This is a genomic window from Leptolyngbya iicbica LK (genome assembly GCF_004212215.1).
GTDB classification, from domain to species: Bacteria; Cyanobacteriota; Cyanobacteriia; order Phormidesmidales; family Phormidesmidaceae; genus Halomicronema; species Halomicronema iicbica.
This window is the reverse complement of sequence record NZ_QVFV01000001.1, coordinates 322,564-337,920: the sequence shown is the minus strand read 5'-3', so window position 1 is coordinate 337,920 and position 15,357 is coordinate 322,564. Positions and strand designations below refer to the sequence as shown.

Annotated in this window: 11 protein-coding genes; 5 read left to right on the top strand and 6 right to left on the bottom strand. The window is 56.6% G+C overall.

Annotated elements, in window-relative coordinates:
• Positions 1 to 282: 282 nt before the first annotated feature.
• The 3 genes from DYY88_RS24605 to DYY88_RS01375 all read right to left on the bottom strand — a co-directional run bounded on the left by DYY88_RS24605 (position 283) and on the right by DYY88_RS01375 (position 1,584).
• On the bottom strand, positions 283 to 765 hold the full coding sequence (locus tag DYY88_RS24605) for a DUF411 domain-containing protein (protein WP_084606892.1): 483 nt from the start codon (positions 763 to 765) through the stop codon (positions 283 to 285).
• An 83-nt stretch (positions 766 to 848) separates the two neighbouring features.
• Positions 849 to 1,136 carry a hypothetical protein gene (locus tag DYY88_RS01380; RefSeq protein ID WP_039724640.1) on the bottom strand — a complete coding sequence of 96 codons (288 nt, stop codon included), beginning with the start codon at positions 1,134 to 1,136 and terminating at the stop codon, positions 849 to 851.
• A gap of 37 nt (positions 1,137 to 1,173) precedes the next feature.
• Positions 1,174 to 1,584, bottom strand: coding sequence for a hypothetical protein (locus DYY88_RS01375; RefSeq protein ID WP_130199292.1), 411 nt, complete (start codon positions 1,582 to 1,584; stop codon positions 1,174 to 1,176).
• A 155-nt stretch (positions 1,585 to 1,739) separates the two neighbouring features.
• Here DYY88_RS01375 and DYY88_RS01370 point away from each other — a divergent pair, with 155 nt between their 5' ends.
• Positions 1,740 to 3,287: a multicopper oxidase family protein gene (locus DYY88_RS01370; protein WP_039724643.1), complete on the top strand. Its 1,548-nt coding sequence runs from the start codon at positions 1,740 to 1,742 to the stop codon at positions 3,285 to 3,287.
• Positions 3,288 to 3,336: 49 nt separating this feature from the next.
• Here DYY88_RS01370 and DYY88_RS01365 read toward each other — a convergent pair whose 3' ends face one another.
• The gene (locus DYY88_RS01365) at positions 3,337 to 6,696 is read right to left on the bottom strand and encodes a TIR domain-containing protein (protein ID WP_084606893.1); all 3,360 of its coding nucleotides are present in this window, start codon (positions 6,694 to 6,696) and stop codon (positions 3,337 to 3,339) included.
• Positions 6,697 to 6,885: 189 nt separating this feature from the next.
• On the opposite strand from DYY88_RS01365, the gene DYY88_RS01360 reads away from it, so the two are divergent.
• Both DYY88_RS01360 and DYY88_RS01355 read left to right on the top strand, forming a co-directional pair.
• Positions 6,886 to 8,424 carry a phytoene desaturase family protein gene (locus tag DYY88_RS01360; RefSeq protein ID WP_039724644.1) on the top strand — a complete coding sequence of 513 codons (1,539 nt, stop codon included), beginning with the start codon at positions 6,886 to 6,888 and terminating at the stop codon, positions 8,422 to 8,424.
• An 85-nt stretch (positions 8,425 to 8,509) separates the two neighbouring features.
• Positions 8,510 to 9,580 carry a hypothetical protein gene (locus DYY88_RS01355; RefSeq protein ID WP_039724645.1) on the top strand — a complete coding sequence of 357 codons (1,071 nt, stop codon included), beginning with the start codon at positions 8,510 to 8,512 and terminating at the stop codon, positions 9,578 to 9,580.
• Here DYY88_RS01355 and DYY88_RS01350 read toward each other — a convergent pair.
• Together DYY88_RS01350 and DYY88_RS01345 are read right to left on the bottom strand one after the other, a co-directional pair.
• Positions 9,577 to 10,236, bottom strand: a complete 660-nt coding sequence (locus DYY88_RS01350; protein WP_242517561.1) for a chorismate lyase — start codon at positions 10,234 to 10,236, stop codon at positions 9,577 to 9,579. The two genes, DYY88_RS01355 and DYY88_RS01350, sit on opposite strands and share 4 nt — an antisense overlap.
• Positions 10,237 to 10,288: 52 nt before the next feature.
• Positions 10,289 to 10,516: a hypothetical protein gene (locus tag DYY88_RS01345; protein WP_130199291.1), complete on the bottom strand. Its 228-nt coding sequence runs from the start codon at positions 10,514 to 10,516 to the stop codon at positions 10,289 to 10,291.
• Between the two features lie 192 nt (positions 10,517 to 10,708).
• Between DYY88_RS01345 and DYY88_RS01340 the strand changes: the two genes are divergently transcribed.
• Both DYY88_RS01340 and DYY88_RS01335 read left to right on the top strand, forming a co-directional pair.
• Complete coding sequence (locus DYY88_RS01340) at positions 10,709 to 11,485, top strand: hypothetical protein (protein WP_039724646.1); 777 nt, start codon at positions 10,709 to 10,711, stop codon at positions 11,483 to 11,485.
• A gap of 145 nt (positions 11,486 to 11,630) precedes the next feature.
• Positions 11,631 to 14,798 (top strand): WD40 domain-containing protein, encoded by a 3,168-nt coding sequence (locus DYY88_RS01335; protein WP_039724647.1) that lies wholly within the window; start codon positions 11,631 to 11,633, stop codon positions 14,796 to 14,798.
• Positions 14,799 to 15,357: the final 559 nt, after the last annotated feature.

Below are 15,357 nucleotides of genomic sequence, written 5' to 3'. Positions count from 1 at the left end.
GGCGAGGAAGCAGCGCCCAGCCCAGAGTGCCCATCAAAGCGGTGACAGGCAAACGTGACCAATCACAGATTGCGGGGGCGATCCGGGTTTATATTACAGGCATTCATCGTAGAAGCCGGAACTCCTGACCAGTATGGCAGTTGCTCACTACGGTCCAAGGCGAGGCTTCCGCAAGGACCCGGGGCGCTTCTAGACCCCTGTATGGTCGGTCGCAGGGGGGATTGAGGTCATCGCCGTTCTGCCTAGCCGACACCGCTTCACATTCAATCAGTTGACAGATTATTAGGAATGCTCGGCAAAGGCAGCTGTCTCGCCCGTGTCGGTGAAAGAAAAGACAGTGTAAGGCTCGACATAATTGCCCGACTCCATACCGGGTGAGCCGATGGGCATGCCCGGCACGGCAATGCCAGCAATGTCAGGCTTCTCTGTCAACAAGCGCTGGACATCGGCAGCGGGAATGTGCCCCTCAATCACGTAGCCATTGGCAATGGTGGTATGACAAGAAGCCAGATTTTGCGGCAGGCCATATTCCTGCTTAATGGCGGTCATGTCTTCCGTGACTTCATCGCGCACTGTAAATCCGGCTTCCTTCATGTGGTCAATCCACAGGCTGCAGCAGCCGCAGGTCGGACTGCGAAAAACGGTGAGTTCAGCGGCGATCGCGCTCTGTCCGCCAGGATTCGCCATGCTGCAAGCGCTCACCACGAGGCCAGCGGCGATCGCGCTTAAAAACCAAAAACGGAGAGAGGCTAAAGGATTTTTCATCGGGTTTGATCAGGGGCAAATTTTGTGAGTACGTTGCTAATTGGGGTTGGGCCATGACGCGAACGACGGTGACATGCGGATTGCTATGGGCGCAGAGACCGTCGCCGCGATCGCGGTCCACGCCACCACATGAGGATGCCGGTGACCACGAGTGTCAGCAATCCTAAACCATTCAGAAAGGGATAGACCAGTTCAAGATTAATGCTGCCAAATTTGCCGCGATGCAGGGCCAGCAGCCAGACAAAGTCGCTGCCTTTGCCCAGCGCGATCGCCAGCTGAAAGAGCATTCCGGTCGTCAGGGTCAAGAGCAGTGGCACCATCATGATCGGGGCCAGAAAACGGTGCAGTTGGCGCACTTGTAGGCGATTCATGCGGGCAGTCCTCACAGGGCGTGGATGGATGGATCAATTAAGCGGATGTGGAGCCGCGATCGCGGGCCAGATACAGCAACAGCGGAGTGCCAAGCATAAGGCAGAACAGTGTTTCCCCCAAGCCCACCAACCCTTCTGGAGAGGCGAGCTGAGCTATCGGACTGTCATCGGTGAGGGCCGCGATCGCGGTGAAGTCGACCTGTTCTGCCAACTGCACCGCTGGCACCATCACCGCCCCATAGGGATGCGCAATTTCCTGTACCAGGGCATCCGCATGCAGCGGTGACGAGTGGGATTCTGGCTCTGGGGTGTCTGTTGTCGGGGTATCCGCCGTGGGGGTGTCTGCGGCTTCGCCGTGGGGGTGTCCGGTATGGGCCACGGCCAATTGCGTGGTTGATACCGTCAGCAGTCCAGCGGCTCCGAGTGTTAATCGCGATACCCAACGCAAGATGGCTCCCAGCAATTTGCCTGACTTCGCCCATACTATAGACCCTGCAGTCTACTGGAGTGTCTAGACTGAGCGTAATGGCCTTGAAAAGCCTGTTGGGCATCAGCCTAGATTGTCCACTTCCTAAATAAAGAAGTAAGTTGAGCGGATACGGTATGCAACGCCGACGATTTTTACAGTGGGGTTTGGTCGGAGCGAGTGCGGCGATCGCGCCTCGGTGTGCTCGGAGTCCTTGGCTGGGTCAGCTCAGCACGAGCAACGCGGGCAACGCCATGGACGCCACGCCCAAGGTGTATCAGAGCCAAGGCGGATTGTTGGAAGCGACGTTGCAGGCGCGACCACAGACGGTGCAGTTGGGCGATCGCCCCGCGTCTCTGCTGACCTACAACGGCCAAATGCCTGGCCCCCGACTTGAGGCTCGCCCCGGCGATACCGTGCGTTTGCAGTTTGACAATCGACTCGATCAACCCACTAATCTGCACTATCACGGCCTCCACATTCCCCCCACGGGCACTGCGGACAATGTGTTTCTGGAAATTCCGCCCGGAGAGCGCTACCAGTACGAGTTTCAGATTCCTGCCGATCATCCGGCGGGCACCTTTTGGTATCACCCGCATTTGCATGGCTTGGTGGCAGAACAGTTGTTTGGCGGTCTGGCGGGGTTATTTGTCGTGCGCGGGCAACTGGACGAGATTCCCGAAATTCAGGCGGCGCAAGAAGCCTTTATGGTGCTTAAGGATTTTGCCCTGACCGCGAACGGTGCCATTCCGGAGCCGGGGCACATGGCCCAAATGACGGGCCGGGTGGGGGACTTGCTGACGGTCAATGGGCAGTTCAATCCATCGGTGGCGATCGCACCCGGCGGCTTGCTGCGCCTCCGTTTGTTAAATGCATCGTCGTCGCGCTTCTTTGCCCTGTCGTTAGCAAATCATCCACTGCATCTGATTGCGACGGATGGCGGGGCGATCGCGGCCCCAGTGGAACTGGATGAACTGGTACTGGCTCCTGGCGAGCGGGCGGAGGTGCTCGTGCGGGGTGATCAGACGCCCGGCTCCTATCGCCTGTTGAATCGCGCATTTAATCCGGCGCAGGGCATGATGGGTGGCCTGGGACGCGGCCCTGGCATGATGGGCGGCATGGGGCGTGGCCCCGGTATGATGGGTGCCCCCGAAACACCGAGGAACGCGGACCAACTAGGTCGCCGCGAGGCAGGACTGGAAGCCATTGCGACGGTGGTTTATGAGGGCGATCGCCAGGACACGCCATTGCCCAACCAACTGATTGCGGTAGAGCCCCTGCCAGAACCGCAGCAGGTGCGACAGTTCACGCTGAATCACGGCATGGGTGGCGGCATGGGTATGGGTATGGGCGGCGGCATGGTGTTTTTGATTAACGGCCAACCCTTTGCCCACGATCGCATCGACACCCAAGTTGCTCTGAACGCGGTGGAAGAGTGGGAAATCATCAACACCGGCATGATGGCTCATCCCTTCCATGTCCACACCAATAAGTTTCAAATCATGGCTCGCAACGGTGAGCCCGCACCTTATCGTGCTTGGAAGGATATTGTGAATGTCGCCCCCGGTGAAACGGCCCGCATCCGCATCGCCTTTCGCGACTATCCTGGCAAAACGGTGTACCACTGCCACATTCTCGATCACGAAGATCGCGGCATGATGGGGACGTTGCAGATACAAGCGTAAGTGGGGCCGCAATGCCCCCAGCTTGGGACTCTATCCGACGCTACTAGCGTTATTCCTGAGGCTGTTGTTGCTGCAGCCAGCGGCGGAACAGCTCGACGCGAATGCGGGCTTGGTTGTTGTCGACGGTGACGACATCATGGCGATCGAGGCGAGTGAGGGCGGCAGTGAGTTGGGTGGGGCTGAGGCGGGCAGTGTGGGCCAGGTCATCAAGGCTGAGGCCGTCTGGATGAGGGGCGAGGGCCGTTAGCACAGGACGCTGTTCGGGGACGTCGAGTCCGGCTTGATCCCAGACACCGGTGAAGTAGTAGCGCCCCAGCTGGAAGAACTCGGGGTCAGTGGTGACGGTATCGACATCCGCGACGGTGAAAATAGCAGACTGCTCGCGGCCCTGCTCAAAGACCAGATTGTTGTAGCGGCGCACGAGCTGGAAGCCGACGAGTTGGGTGAGATAGGGTTGGCCGCTAGTGAGTTGATAGATGAGATCGAGGGCGGCGCGATCGTAGTCGAGCAAAAACTCACCCCCCGGATTCGCTAGCAGTTGGTGCACCGCCCCTGGTTGCAGGAATCCGACTTTGATGGGGATGACGCTGGCAAAGAAGGGATTGAAATAGTCCTGTGTCATTTCTTCCAGGGTGTGGAGTCCGGCGAAGGCAAAGCCCAGTTTGGGACTCATCTGCACTAGCCCCCGCAAGTAAGCGATGAAGTCAGGAGCGAGCTTGCCCGTATCAATCAGCTCTTCAATTTTTTCGAATTCATCGATCGCGATAATCAGGGTTTCGTCGTTGCTCAGGTTGTCGAGGATGCGCTTGAGGTAACAATCGCACGTCCGCATTGGCTGCGCCATCATCTCTTCATCACTGGGCGGCGGCACATTCATTACCGCCGCTAGCTCATCGGTGATCGCCAGCAGCACATCGCTAATGGACTCGGCACTGGCAGATCGCAGCATGTTCACATACACCAGCCGCAACCCCGCCCCCACCGTCTTGGCGGCATTGCGCAGAATGGAGGTCTTGCCCATGCGGCGATGGCCATACAGCACTACCGACTGCATCTGCTGCCCCATTAACCAAAGCTCCTCCAACTGCCGCAGCACATCCTCTCGCCCCACAAACAGATTGCCCTCCACCGGATCGCCGACAATGTAGGGGTTTTGAACGGGAGTAGTAATAGTCTGCTCACCCCCAGAAGTCGCCATATCAAGCAAGGCATTGCGCCACTGTTTGACAATTTCCTCAATCACTCCGCGCTCCGCTTCTGGTACATCGTCGATGTAATCGAGAATATTCTGAAGCTCTCCTAATGCTCGGTTCGACGAAAATGCTTTAGAGGTTCGCGATGCACTTCCTGCCGCTGTTTTCGTGTCAGAAATCACGTGGCCAAATCGCTGCATTGCCTTCCAAGTTATGGGATGTAGTAGATCTATTGGAAATTTATTTATCCCAAGCGCTGCAATTTCTGAGGCAGTTTTTGCCTGCTGAAACTGTGCCAATATACTCATCATGGTGAATTTCTCCGCGCCATGAGGCAGCTTTGGAGGGAGTTTAGTAGTTTGGCTAACTTGTTCTTCTTGCTTTACTTCGAGCTCCGTATAAGTCATACGGTATTGGTTATACAGTTCGTGGCAGGTTTGTATGAGTTGCTGAGGATTGCCGTCACTACCCTTAACAAGTTGAGCGATTTCTTGATCCGAAAATTTGAAGGGGCTGCCGTTTAGACGGTTGATAATGAATTCGCGACACATAACTTCAGTCCAGGCAGGTACTCCTTGTTCCATGCAAATATTTTCAATTGGAGTGACTTCTCGATCTTGATTACTATCTGGAAAAAGTTGATCGAGCGAGACCCGAGCTGCAATTACTAACTTGATGGGAGAATCATTGGTATTGGCAATGCCATGTAACTGCTCGCGAATTCTGCGTGTGAATCCCTCCTGGCAAAACCGTTCTACTTCATCTAGTAACAGAAGATATTTATGTTTGCCTTTCTCTTTATTCAGCTTTCGTACTAAAGCCTTTCCTTCTAATTGTTCCAACCCTATTGCTTCACAAAGATCTTCAAAGAAGTCTTCTTCCGCAAACACATTGGTCAAGTCGAGATAGATTGGTGCGCGATCTACCGTTAACCGCTTCGGAGCTTGGCGAACAATAGCTCTTAGTAGCGAAGACTTGCCTGAATTATGTTTGCCAATGAGAGCCAAATTGTGATTCGTGTTCAACAACTCGAACACAGTTTTGAGCAGACTTTCACAGTTGAAAAACTGATCGGCTTCTTCTATCCCACCGTACAGCGGAAGAAAAGGGTTGGCGGTCTGTTCTATTATCCTATCGGCAAGGGCCGGGAAGGACGGCTGACTGTCAGGCTTAGCGCGCTCTGTAGCCGCTATCTCTAGAGCCGCGTCAAGATTGAGATCGCCAGGAAAGATAGGTGGGGTATCCGGTTTACCTCGCTCCTTCAATGCATTCAGGAGACGCTGCCTCGCTTCCTGGTGCGAGTCAACTCCAACAAAATCAACGTAAACGATGGATTTCAGTAACCCGGAGGGGTTGAAATCTTCCACACGAATGGGAATGAATTTACGATTATCACCTTCCGGATCGTCAGCAAAGGCGGCGGCCCATTCGGGTTTGGTGTAGCGGGCCTTGAGATAGTTTTGCGTCAAGACAGCGATGGTTTGCCGACACTGGGTGCCTTTATCCATCTCGATGGAAAAATTGGAGCCGGGTCGAAAATCCCACACGTCAATAAAAATGGTGTAACCAGCTTCTTCGAGCATCCAACCAATCCATTCGGCCCAAGCCCGGTCTGGCTTAGTGTAGCTGATGAAAAAATCGCGGGTTGGGGGATGAGCAGAGGTAGTATCTCGCTCAAAAGAAGGTTGCACCTGGGGTAAATTACTATAAGGAACCTTAACGCTAGGTTGACGGCTTGTGGCATCATTTCTGACAAATTTGGCGGTGCACGTGTAGTAGTCCTTCGGCCGATGCTCGTTAACGGCCAACCGTTCCAGGATAAGGGTTGCCAACTGCTCGGGCGTTTTGTTATCCAATTCAACAAAGCCAGAAACAGGGCTGAGCCCATCGGCAGTGGCATAGTCAAAGCGACAGGGCATTACCCGCTCGCCGTCAGTTTTTGTCAGCAAGCCGTAGATATGCACCCATTCCCAGCCAGTCCAGTGTTTCTGGTCGTAGTTTGAGCACAGCACCGGCACAATCAGATCAGACTGTTCGCTGTAGAGTCGCGGCAAATAGATGCCCAGGTCGTAACGAGCAAATTCCGCTTCGCAATATTTGTCGTAGAGAATCTGCGCTTCGCCAAAACAGTCGGCCAGTAGCGCCGCTACCCGTTCAACAAAGGCGCGCTTTTCTCCGGCAAAGGAAAAGGCCACCCGAAATCGCTTAGTGCTCATCAAATTATGCGGGGCAAGTCAACAACTCTCCTCTCAGTTTTAACCCCTAGATAAAGAATTCCGACATGGAGGGCCGATATCAACACCGCCTTAGCCCAAATTGGCCCGCGATCGCCCCCTTTCCCCTCGCCTTTACAGCCCCGCCAAATTTTCGCCACACTAAGAGAAAAATGGGCGATTGAGAACCGAATGAAAACAGACGTGGTGGTGATTGGCAGTGGCATCGGGGGCCTGAGCTGTGCGGCTTTATTAGCCCGTTACGGACTCGATGTAGTGGTGTGCGAAAGCCACACGATTCCCGGTGGGGCCGCCCACGGCTTTGAGCGAGACGGCTTCACCTTCGACTCCGGGCCATCGCTCTATTCCGGGCTGTCCTACCGTCCTTCCCACAATCCGCTGCGCCACGTGTTCGATGCCATTGGCGAAGCCCCTGAGTGGCATACCTATGACACCTGGGGCTGCTGCCTACCCGAAGGCACCTTTGATACTCAGGTCGGGGCCGATCAGTTTTGTGAGGTGTTGGGCGAGTTGCGGGGAGCCGACGCGATCGCCCAATGGCGCGCCCTCCAAACCTTCATGCAGCCCTATGGCGAAGCTGTCGTCGCCTTGCCCCCGGCAGCGCTGCGCTTTGACTGGGGCGGTTTACAAACAGCGGCACCCTATGCCTGGCCGATGCTGCGCCACGCCCCCCGCATTTTCGATCTCACCGGGCCATTTAGCCGCCTGATGGAGCGAGTGGTGAGCGATCGCTTTCTCCGTAATTGGTTGGATCTGCTGTGCTTCTTGCTATCGGGCCTGCCCGCGTCTGGCACTAGCGCTGCCGAGATGGCCTTCATGTTTGCCGATTGGTATCGCCCCGGTGTGCAGCTCGATTATCCCGTCGGGGGCAGTGCGGCCCTGGTGGATGCCCTAGTGCGGGGATTGGAAAAGCACGGCGGCACGCTCCGTCTCGGGGCGCACGTCGAGGAAATTTTGGTAACAGGCGATCGCGCCTCCGGTGTCAGCCTCCGCTCCGGTGAAACCCTCCATGCCAAACGCGCCGTCGTTTCTAACGCTTCCATTTGGGACACGCTGAAACTGCTGCCCGATCATCCCGCCACGCGATCGCTGCGCCGTCAGCGGCAAGACCTGCCCCCCTGCGACAGCTTCATGCACCTCCATCTTGGCATCGACGCCACCGGCCTGCCCGATGACTTGGCCTGCCATCACATCGTGGTGAATGACTGGGAAATGGGCGTCACCGCCCCGCAAAATGTGGTACTCATCTCCATCCCCTCCCGCCTCGATCGCACCCTGGCTCCCCCCGGCAAAGACATGATCCACGTCTACACTCCCGGCAACGAACCCTACGACCTGTGGCAAGGGCTCGATCGCCGCAGCGACGCCTACCAGCAACTCAAGACGGAACGTTCCCAAGTCATGTGGCAAGCCCTGGAGCGAGTGATTCCCGACATTCGCGATCGCGTCGAAGTTTCCCTCGTCGGCACCCCCCTCACGCACGAACGCTTTTTGCGCCGACACCGGGGTAGCTATGGCCCCGCGATCGCGGCTGGCCAAGCGATCTTCCCCGGCCCCACGACGCCCCTCGATGGCTTGCTCTGCGGCGGCGATTCCACCTTTCCCGGCATTGGCTTGCCAGCGGTGGCGGCCAGCGGTTGGCTCACGGCCAATACCCTGGTGCCCGTCCCCGATCAGCTGAAGCTGTTAGCTGCCATCGGGCTCCGTTAAGTTGCACGACTAGGTCGCTGTTTTCTCCGGGCGATCGCGACGACAGGGTGAAACATGAGGCGAATGCCCTCATCATCGTGTGGTCATGGTGTCCTCTTCCTACTCAGCGTCTGAGCCCGTCACACCCCTGACTGCTAGCGCGATCGCCTCCGCCCCAGCAGATTTATCAGGGTGGCAGCGCTTTCTGCAGTCCCAGCCGTTAGCAGTCGAAAGCGACGATCTCCCGGATGAAGCAGATTTCGCCGACCCGGTCACGCTGTGCCCCTCAGAGTCGATGGGGCAACTGCTGGTCCAAACCCTCGGGGGCCTGTCTGGCCATTGGACGCTCGGCCTGTTGGCTGGGACCGTCGCCGCTGGCAACCTGACGCTGCTGGCCTTTGACCAGTTAGTAGGGGTGCCCCCCGCCCCCGACTGCACTGATTTGACCAGTCTCGATGTGGCCCGCGACCAGTTGACCTGCTGGCAAGGGGCGATCGCGGCTGGCGACATGCAAGCGCGGCAAATGGCGGTAGCTGAAGTGAGCCGCTGGCCCGTCAGCCATCCCCTCTTTAGTGAAGGGCAAGATTTGCTGGAACAGTGGTCTCGCACCGCTCTGGAAGCAGCCCAACAGGCCGCCACTGCGGAAGACTGGGCTACGGCGATCGCCCTCGTCGAACAAGTGTCGTGGCAGAGTCCAGATTTTGCTGCCGCACAAGCGCTGAAAGCCCAACTCCACACGCAACATCAGCAACTGGCCCAAGCGCTCGATACGCAAGCGCAGGCCGCCCTCGCCACCGCGGATTGGGCCACTGCCTACCAATCACTGGCGCAGCTAGAACAGCTCGATCAGATGGCTGGTGCTGCCGAGTTATCTCAGCAACTGGCGCACCAAATCACCGTCGAACGCGAAACCACACGACTGTGGAATGAAGCCCAGCGATTGTGGCACTCGGGGAGCGTGATGGAGCGGGATGCCGCGATCGCGATCGCCCACCAGATCGATCCCACCACCCATCGCTGGCAGGCCGTTCAACCCATGGTGCATCGCTGGAGCGAGGAACAAATTACCCTGGCGCAGACCGAGGTGGCCCCAACCGTGACCCCTGTATCTCAACCCCAGCTCGCCGCCTCGCCGTATCAGCCTCAATTTAGTGGGGGCTACCCAGTGCAGTATTAGTGCTCCGGCGGCAGCACTTCCGCCCGTGTCGGCCCCAGATAGCGCGTCAGATAAGGGGAAAAGACCTCGTAAATCAGCGTCAGCGGCTTGCCATTGTGCCAGAACAAGTAATGCCGCCCCCAAAAGGGACCCCGTTCGCCAAATGCGACTTCCAGCGGTTGAGAATGGCCGTAATGAATGCCCCGAATGTCGCGATACAGTTCGGCGCGAATGCGGGTGAGACTGGCCCAAATGGGCAGCGAGCGATTTTGCAAATACTCATCTACATGGCTGGCTTCCCACCATGAGGTGGCATAGGCAAGCCGCTGCCCCGACGATGTTCGTAGCCACACCTGACGGCGCAGACGAGGCCCAGGGACCGCATCAATGATTTGTGGCGCATCGTCGGGGGCCATGCCAATGGCCGACATGTCAATCACATCGACCTCAGTGCGCTCGCGGGTGAGTAACTGCAAGTGCCGAGTCGGTGACCCATCCCCCAGCAGCAAAATTTGCCAGGCGGGCGAGAGCTGGTCATGGGGCAACCCTCGCTTCACCACAGTGCCGCCGCCCTGCCAGAGTACGTCAAGGGCCAGCCACGCAGAAGCGCCAGAAATCACTTGGGAGGGTTTGACAGCCGGAGTCAAAATGTTTACAAAAGTTAAGCTTTCTTTCACATCATAGTACCTGCTTTCCCCCTGGGACCGCAGCCGCCCCGAAATCTCTTGCTTACTGGGCCGTCGCCGAATCCGGTGGGGCTCGGGATGGTCGGGGCCGCTTATCCATGCCGCCGCTGGGCATTGCAAGGCGATTGGGGAATGGCGCGATCGCCGCCACTGGTTGCTGAGTGGCAAGAGCCTCTGCCCCCAGCCCGACTGGGCGCTCTATCAAGATGAGTCGGTCACCCAAGCCACCGCCCAATAGTCGCGATTCATCAATATGTGATGCCCTATGCACCCGGTTGAATTTCTTTGGGTACTATTGAGTTCTGAAACTATACGAGTTCTGCCAGCGGTCAAGCTGGGCATATTAATGCTCGATTAGGGTGATATACCGCTGCTAGCGACAGCTTCTGGTTGGGGGGCAGCCGCCATCGGACTGGCGTCAGAGCGGGCAAATTTCAGCTATTTATGCATCCAACTTGGATATATGTCATCTCCCGTTCAGATTTATCAATTACAAGAAACGAAAACCGACCATCAAGGGGTTCAGGTTGGCTTTGTCGATCAAATCGACGATGTCACCCGTTTTTTTGACGAAACGGGTTTAGGACAGCCGCATTTGACCCTGGTCATTGTGGGTGGGGCCAGCGGCTTAGATAACGACCAACAGACTCAGTTAGATGACCTCTTTCATCGCGTCTTAGCGCCCCTCGCCGAAGAGATGCAGCTCTATGTCGTGGATGGCGGCACTGATGCGGGCGTCATGCGCCTGATGGGACAAGCCCGCACAGCTATTAACGCGAGTTTTCCGTTAATTGGGGTGGCCCCGCGATCGCTGGTCAACTTGCCCGATCAGCCCGCCACCCATCCCGACGCCTCGACGCTCGAGCCAAACCATACGCACTGTCTGCTAGTCCCCGGTGAGCAATGGGGCGACGAATCGCCTTGGATTGCGAAGATTGCCACCCATTTGTCTGGCGAGCATGAGTCCATGACCATCTTGATCAACGGCGGCTCAGTGACGGTGAGCGACGCCTATGCCAGTGTTGCCGCCGGGCGGGAAATTGTGATTGTGGCGGGCACCGGACGCATTGCCGACGACATTGTGAAAGCGCTGCGGTACAAAGTAGTTGAAGGCAAAACCATTGAAGATCCTCGACTGGCGGAACTGATTGACACCTCGGATGAGCTACTCACCGCGATCGACCTAGACAACCGCCCCGCCGACTTCATTCAAGACCTCAAAAATATGCTCATGGGTTGAGCGAACCAGGCCTCCTCGATAATTGTGAACGGTTCCACTCAGGCTACACAGCCGGAAAAACTTCCTCCGATATGATAAGAGGCAAGGAGTTCCCGCCATTGGCCTCTTGATTGGGGGGCGGTGGCCTCAGCAATCAGGAGTGCCCATGCCAGATGATGCGCTAGATGCGCTACTCAAAGGTGAACCGAGAAAACGGCAGGCGCGTCTGCCCGGACTTAAGGTGGCAGACATTCTCACCATGCCACCGGAGCAACAATCGCTCGTGAATTGGTTGCTGCGTCACTATGAAGCGCAGGCTGAAACCATTGCCCAAAACATCAATCAATCGCAGCAGCAGGTCCAAGCCAGCCTTGACACCCTGACCCAACAGGGATTGCTCAAAACCATTGACCGTCAGGGCACCACTTTTTATCGAGTTAAGCTGGCCCCCAAGTCGGGTCGGCAAATGCCTACCGATGTTTGGCAAGTCTTAGACCGCGACACCAAGCAAGCTAACGTCTTCATTTCCTACTCGCGGCGTAATAAGGAATTTGTGCAAGAACTGCACAGTGCTTTGGAGGCAACTAAGCGCGAAGTCTGGGTCGATTGGGAAAATATTCCCGTCGCGGTGGACTGGTGGCAGGAAATTCAGCTCGGGATTGAACTGGCTGATACCTTCGTCTTCGTACTGAGTCCTGATTCGGTCGCTTCCAAGGTCTGCGGTCAGGAAATTGAAGAAGCCCTGAAACACAACAAGCGGCTGGTGCCTGTCGTCTGTCAGGATGTGCAACCCGATCAAGTCCATCCCGAACTGGCCCGCCTGAATTGGATTTTTCTACGCACGCAAGACGATTTTCAGCAGGGGTTCAAAAATCTCCTCGAAGCTCTGGATCAAGACCTGGACTATGTGCGGACACATACGCGCATTTTAGTGCGGGCCTTGGAATGGGAGCGCAACGGACTCGATACGAGCTACCTGTTGCGGGGGGCCGACCTCGATCGCGCTAATCACTACCTGGCCCAAGGCAAAGATCAAGAGCCTCGCCCCACGGCGCTGCACCATCGATATGTCATCGCCAGTGGGGAAGTGGAAGCTGCGGCTCGGGCCGTCGAACTGGAACGCCAGAAGGCTGCGATGGCGGGCCAACAACGCTGGCTGCAGCTGGTGACTGCCGTGTCGGTACTCGCCGTGGCGATGGGCATCACCAGTTGGGGGCTATCGCGGCAGGCGCAAACTGCCCAAAAACGCGCCGAGCAAGCCCAACTCAAAGCGCTCAATCAGTCGGCCCAGGCGTTATTTCTCTCCGATCAGCGGTTTGATGCCCTGTTATCGGCCACCCAAGCCGGGCAGCTCTTTCAGTCGTTAGAGCCAGAATGGCAGACGCCTGAATTGCGATCGCAGGTGCTCAGTGCGCTCCAGCAGTCCCTGTTTTGGATTCAAGAACGGAATCGGTTAGAAGGCCACACCGGCACTGTGTGGCAGGTGGCCTTTAGCCCCGATGAGCAAAAACTGGCGTCGGTCAGCGCTGATGGTGATGTGCGCCTGTGGGGCCTTGATGGCCGACTCTTAAACGTGTTGGAATGCGACGGGTCGCCGCTGCTGGATGTGGCCTTTGCCCCCGATGGCGATCGCCTCGTGGCGGTGGATAACAATGGCGCGATCCACCTGTGGAGTGCCAATGGCATTCTCGAGAACACCTGGCGGGCCCACGAACAGCCCACCCGCGCCGTTGCCTTTGCCCCTTCCGGCAATCAAATCGCCACAGCAAGCGAAGATGCCACCGTCAAAATTTGGTCGACAGCAGGTGACCTCGTAACCACCCTAGAGGGGGATATCGGCGGCTTTCAAGCGCTGTTATGGACGGCTGACAATCAAATCATCGCGGGGAACGAGCAAGGCAACATCTACGTTTGGGATGCCACTGGGGAGTTACTGAGCCAGTTTTCCAGTTCGTCGATGGCGCTGATTGCCCTGGCTCTGAGCCCTGATGGCACGACTTTGGCGGCCGTGGGTAGCGATCGCCAGGTGCGGCTACACAATCTCGCCGACCAGACCCTCATTCGCGAATTTCCCGCCCATGAGGGGGCCATCTACAACGTCCAGTTCACCCCTGATGGCGAACAATTGATTACGGTCGGTGACGATAAAGTCATTCGCCTGTGGCGGTTAGACGGTACCCCCTCTGCCACCCTTGTGGGGCACACGGGCCTGATTGCGGCCCTTGCCATTAGCCCCGATGGCAAAATGATTGCCACTTCTGGGGGTGATCATGCCATCCGCCTGTGGGATTTACAGCGCGATAACCTGCACGTGTTGCTCGGTCACCAAGGCTCCGTCAACACTGTCGCCATTTCCCCCATCGAAGACCTCATCGCTACCGGGGGACGCGATGGCACCGTCCGCCTGTGGCAAGAATCGGGTAACCCGCTCCAGACATTGACTGGACATGGTAGCTCCGTCAACGCCGTGGCCTTCAGCACTGATGGCGCGCTGCTTGCCTCCGCCGGGACAGATGGCACCGTGCGTCTCTGGCAAAATTTCCAATCGGACACCCCAGACGTGCGAGTCTTCTCAGGCCACGTGGGAGCTGTGAATAATGTTGCCTTTAGTCCCAGTGGTGACCTGGTGGCGTCTGTTGGTGAAGACCACACCCTCCGCTTGTGGCGGCCCGATGGCACTTTGGTGGCTACAATAGACGCCCATAGCGATGGAGCCTTTGGCGTTGCCTTTAGTCCAGATGGTCAAAAAATCGTGACTACGGGTTGGGATCACCTCGCGAAAATCTGGACAGTTGCCGACATTGACCGGACGCCGCCGCAAATTTTGGCAGGCCACCAGGGATGGGTGCTCGATGCTCAATTCAGCCCTGATGGCTCGCTTATTGCCACTGCCAGTTACGACAATTCGGTGCAGCTGTGGCAGGCCAGCACCGGTGAACAGTTAACCACCCTCAAGGGCCATGAAGATGGCGTGCTGTCGGTTGCTTTTACCCCCAGTGGCCAGCACATTATTACTGCCAGCAACGACAATTCCATTCGCATTTGGGATTTGGATGGTCAAACCATCTCGACTCTCTCAGGTCATACCCAAGGGGTGCACGATGTTGCTGTCGATTCTAAAGAGGGCTATGTGGTGTCTGCGAGTAATGATGGCCGAGGTCTGATTTGGGAACGCGATGGCATTGAAGATATTGCCACCTCGCTCGCCAGCAGTTGTGCCTGGTTAGAAGACTACCTCGCCCACAATAGCCGAGTTGACCCTACGCTTCAGACGCTCTGCCAAACTCCCGAGCCCGACACGGCAGCTGATACCGCAGCCACGAGTACTAATTAGCTCTAGGTGCGAGAAACGCGGTCACATCTTCTCCTTCCTCGCTTTTCTGTGGTTTGAGTCGCAGCATGTCGTAGAGCGCTGGTTCCTCGTTACCGATGGCCGGCCAAGCTCCAATGCAGGGCGCTACCCCAGCCCATCAAAAATCTAATGTTGTGCTGCTTGGCCGTTGGTCGTCTCCTGGCTGGCAACGGGGAATAAAGAGAGGCGATCGCACCGCTGCCGACTGCCTATCCTCTCCAGACTAAAAATTCCTTTCCTGAGTCGTAAAACCGCAATCAGGATTTTTCCATCGTGGCGTTTTATTTACTTATGTAACAAAGGCTCATTTATCTTTAGCCGGAAAATCTCAGGAAATCCGAAAATCCACTGAGGTTAAGCTTTTTCAGTAATGTTGCAAACTGTATCAGGCTTAACAACTCGTAAATTGTGTTGGCCCGAGGGCAGTGTATAAAATTCTGGAGGGCTTAATTCAGGAGCCTAAGTGACTTACAAGTAACTTGAAGTTGTTCTTGTAAACACTCAGTTCCAAGGAATGGTCTCTCTTATTCCGGTGGATTTT

Excerpts from the sequence above, each read along its gene's own strand:
- DYY88_RS01380 (WP_039724640.1), bottom strand. The coding sequence starts at position 1,136 with ATGAATCGCCTACAAGTGCGCCAACTGCACCGTTTTCTGGCCCCGATC.
- DYY88_RS01365 (WP_084606893.1), bottom strand. The coding sequence starts at position 6,696 with ATGAGCACTAAGCGATTTCGGGTGGCCTTTTCCTTTGCCGGAGAAAAG.
- DYY88_RS01355 (WP_039724645.1), top strand. The coding sequence starts at position 8,510 with ATGGTGTCCTCTTCCTACTCAGCGTCTGAGCCCGTCACACCCCTGACT.
- DYY88_RS01335 (WP_039724647.1), top strand. The coding sequence starts at position 11,631 with ATGCCAGATGATGCGCTAGATGCGCTACTCAAAGGTGAACCGAGAAAA.
- DYY88_RS24605 (WP_084606892.1), bottom strand. The coding sequence starts at position 765 with ATGAAAAATCCTTTAGCCTCTCTCCGTTTTTGGTTTTTAAGCGCGATC.
- DYY88_RS01360 (WP_039724644.1), top strand. The coding sequence starts at position 6,886 with ATGAAAACAGACGTGGTGGTGATTGGCAGTGGCATCGGGGGCCTGAGC.
- DYY88_RS01340 (WP_039724646.1), top strand. The coding sequence starts at position 10,709 with ATGTCATCTCCCGTTCAGATTTATCAATTACAAGAAACGAAAACCGAC.
- DYY88_RS01370 (WP_039724643.1), top strand. The coding sequence starts at position 1,740 with ATGCAACGCCGACGATTTTTACAGTGGGGTTTGGTCGGAGCGAGTGCG.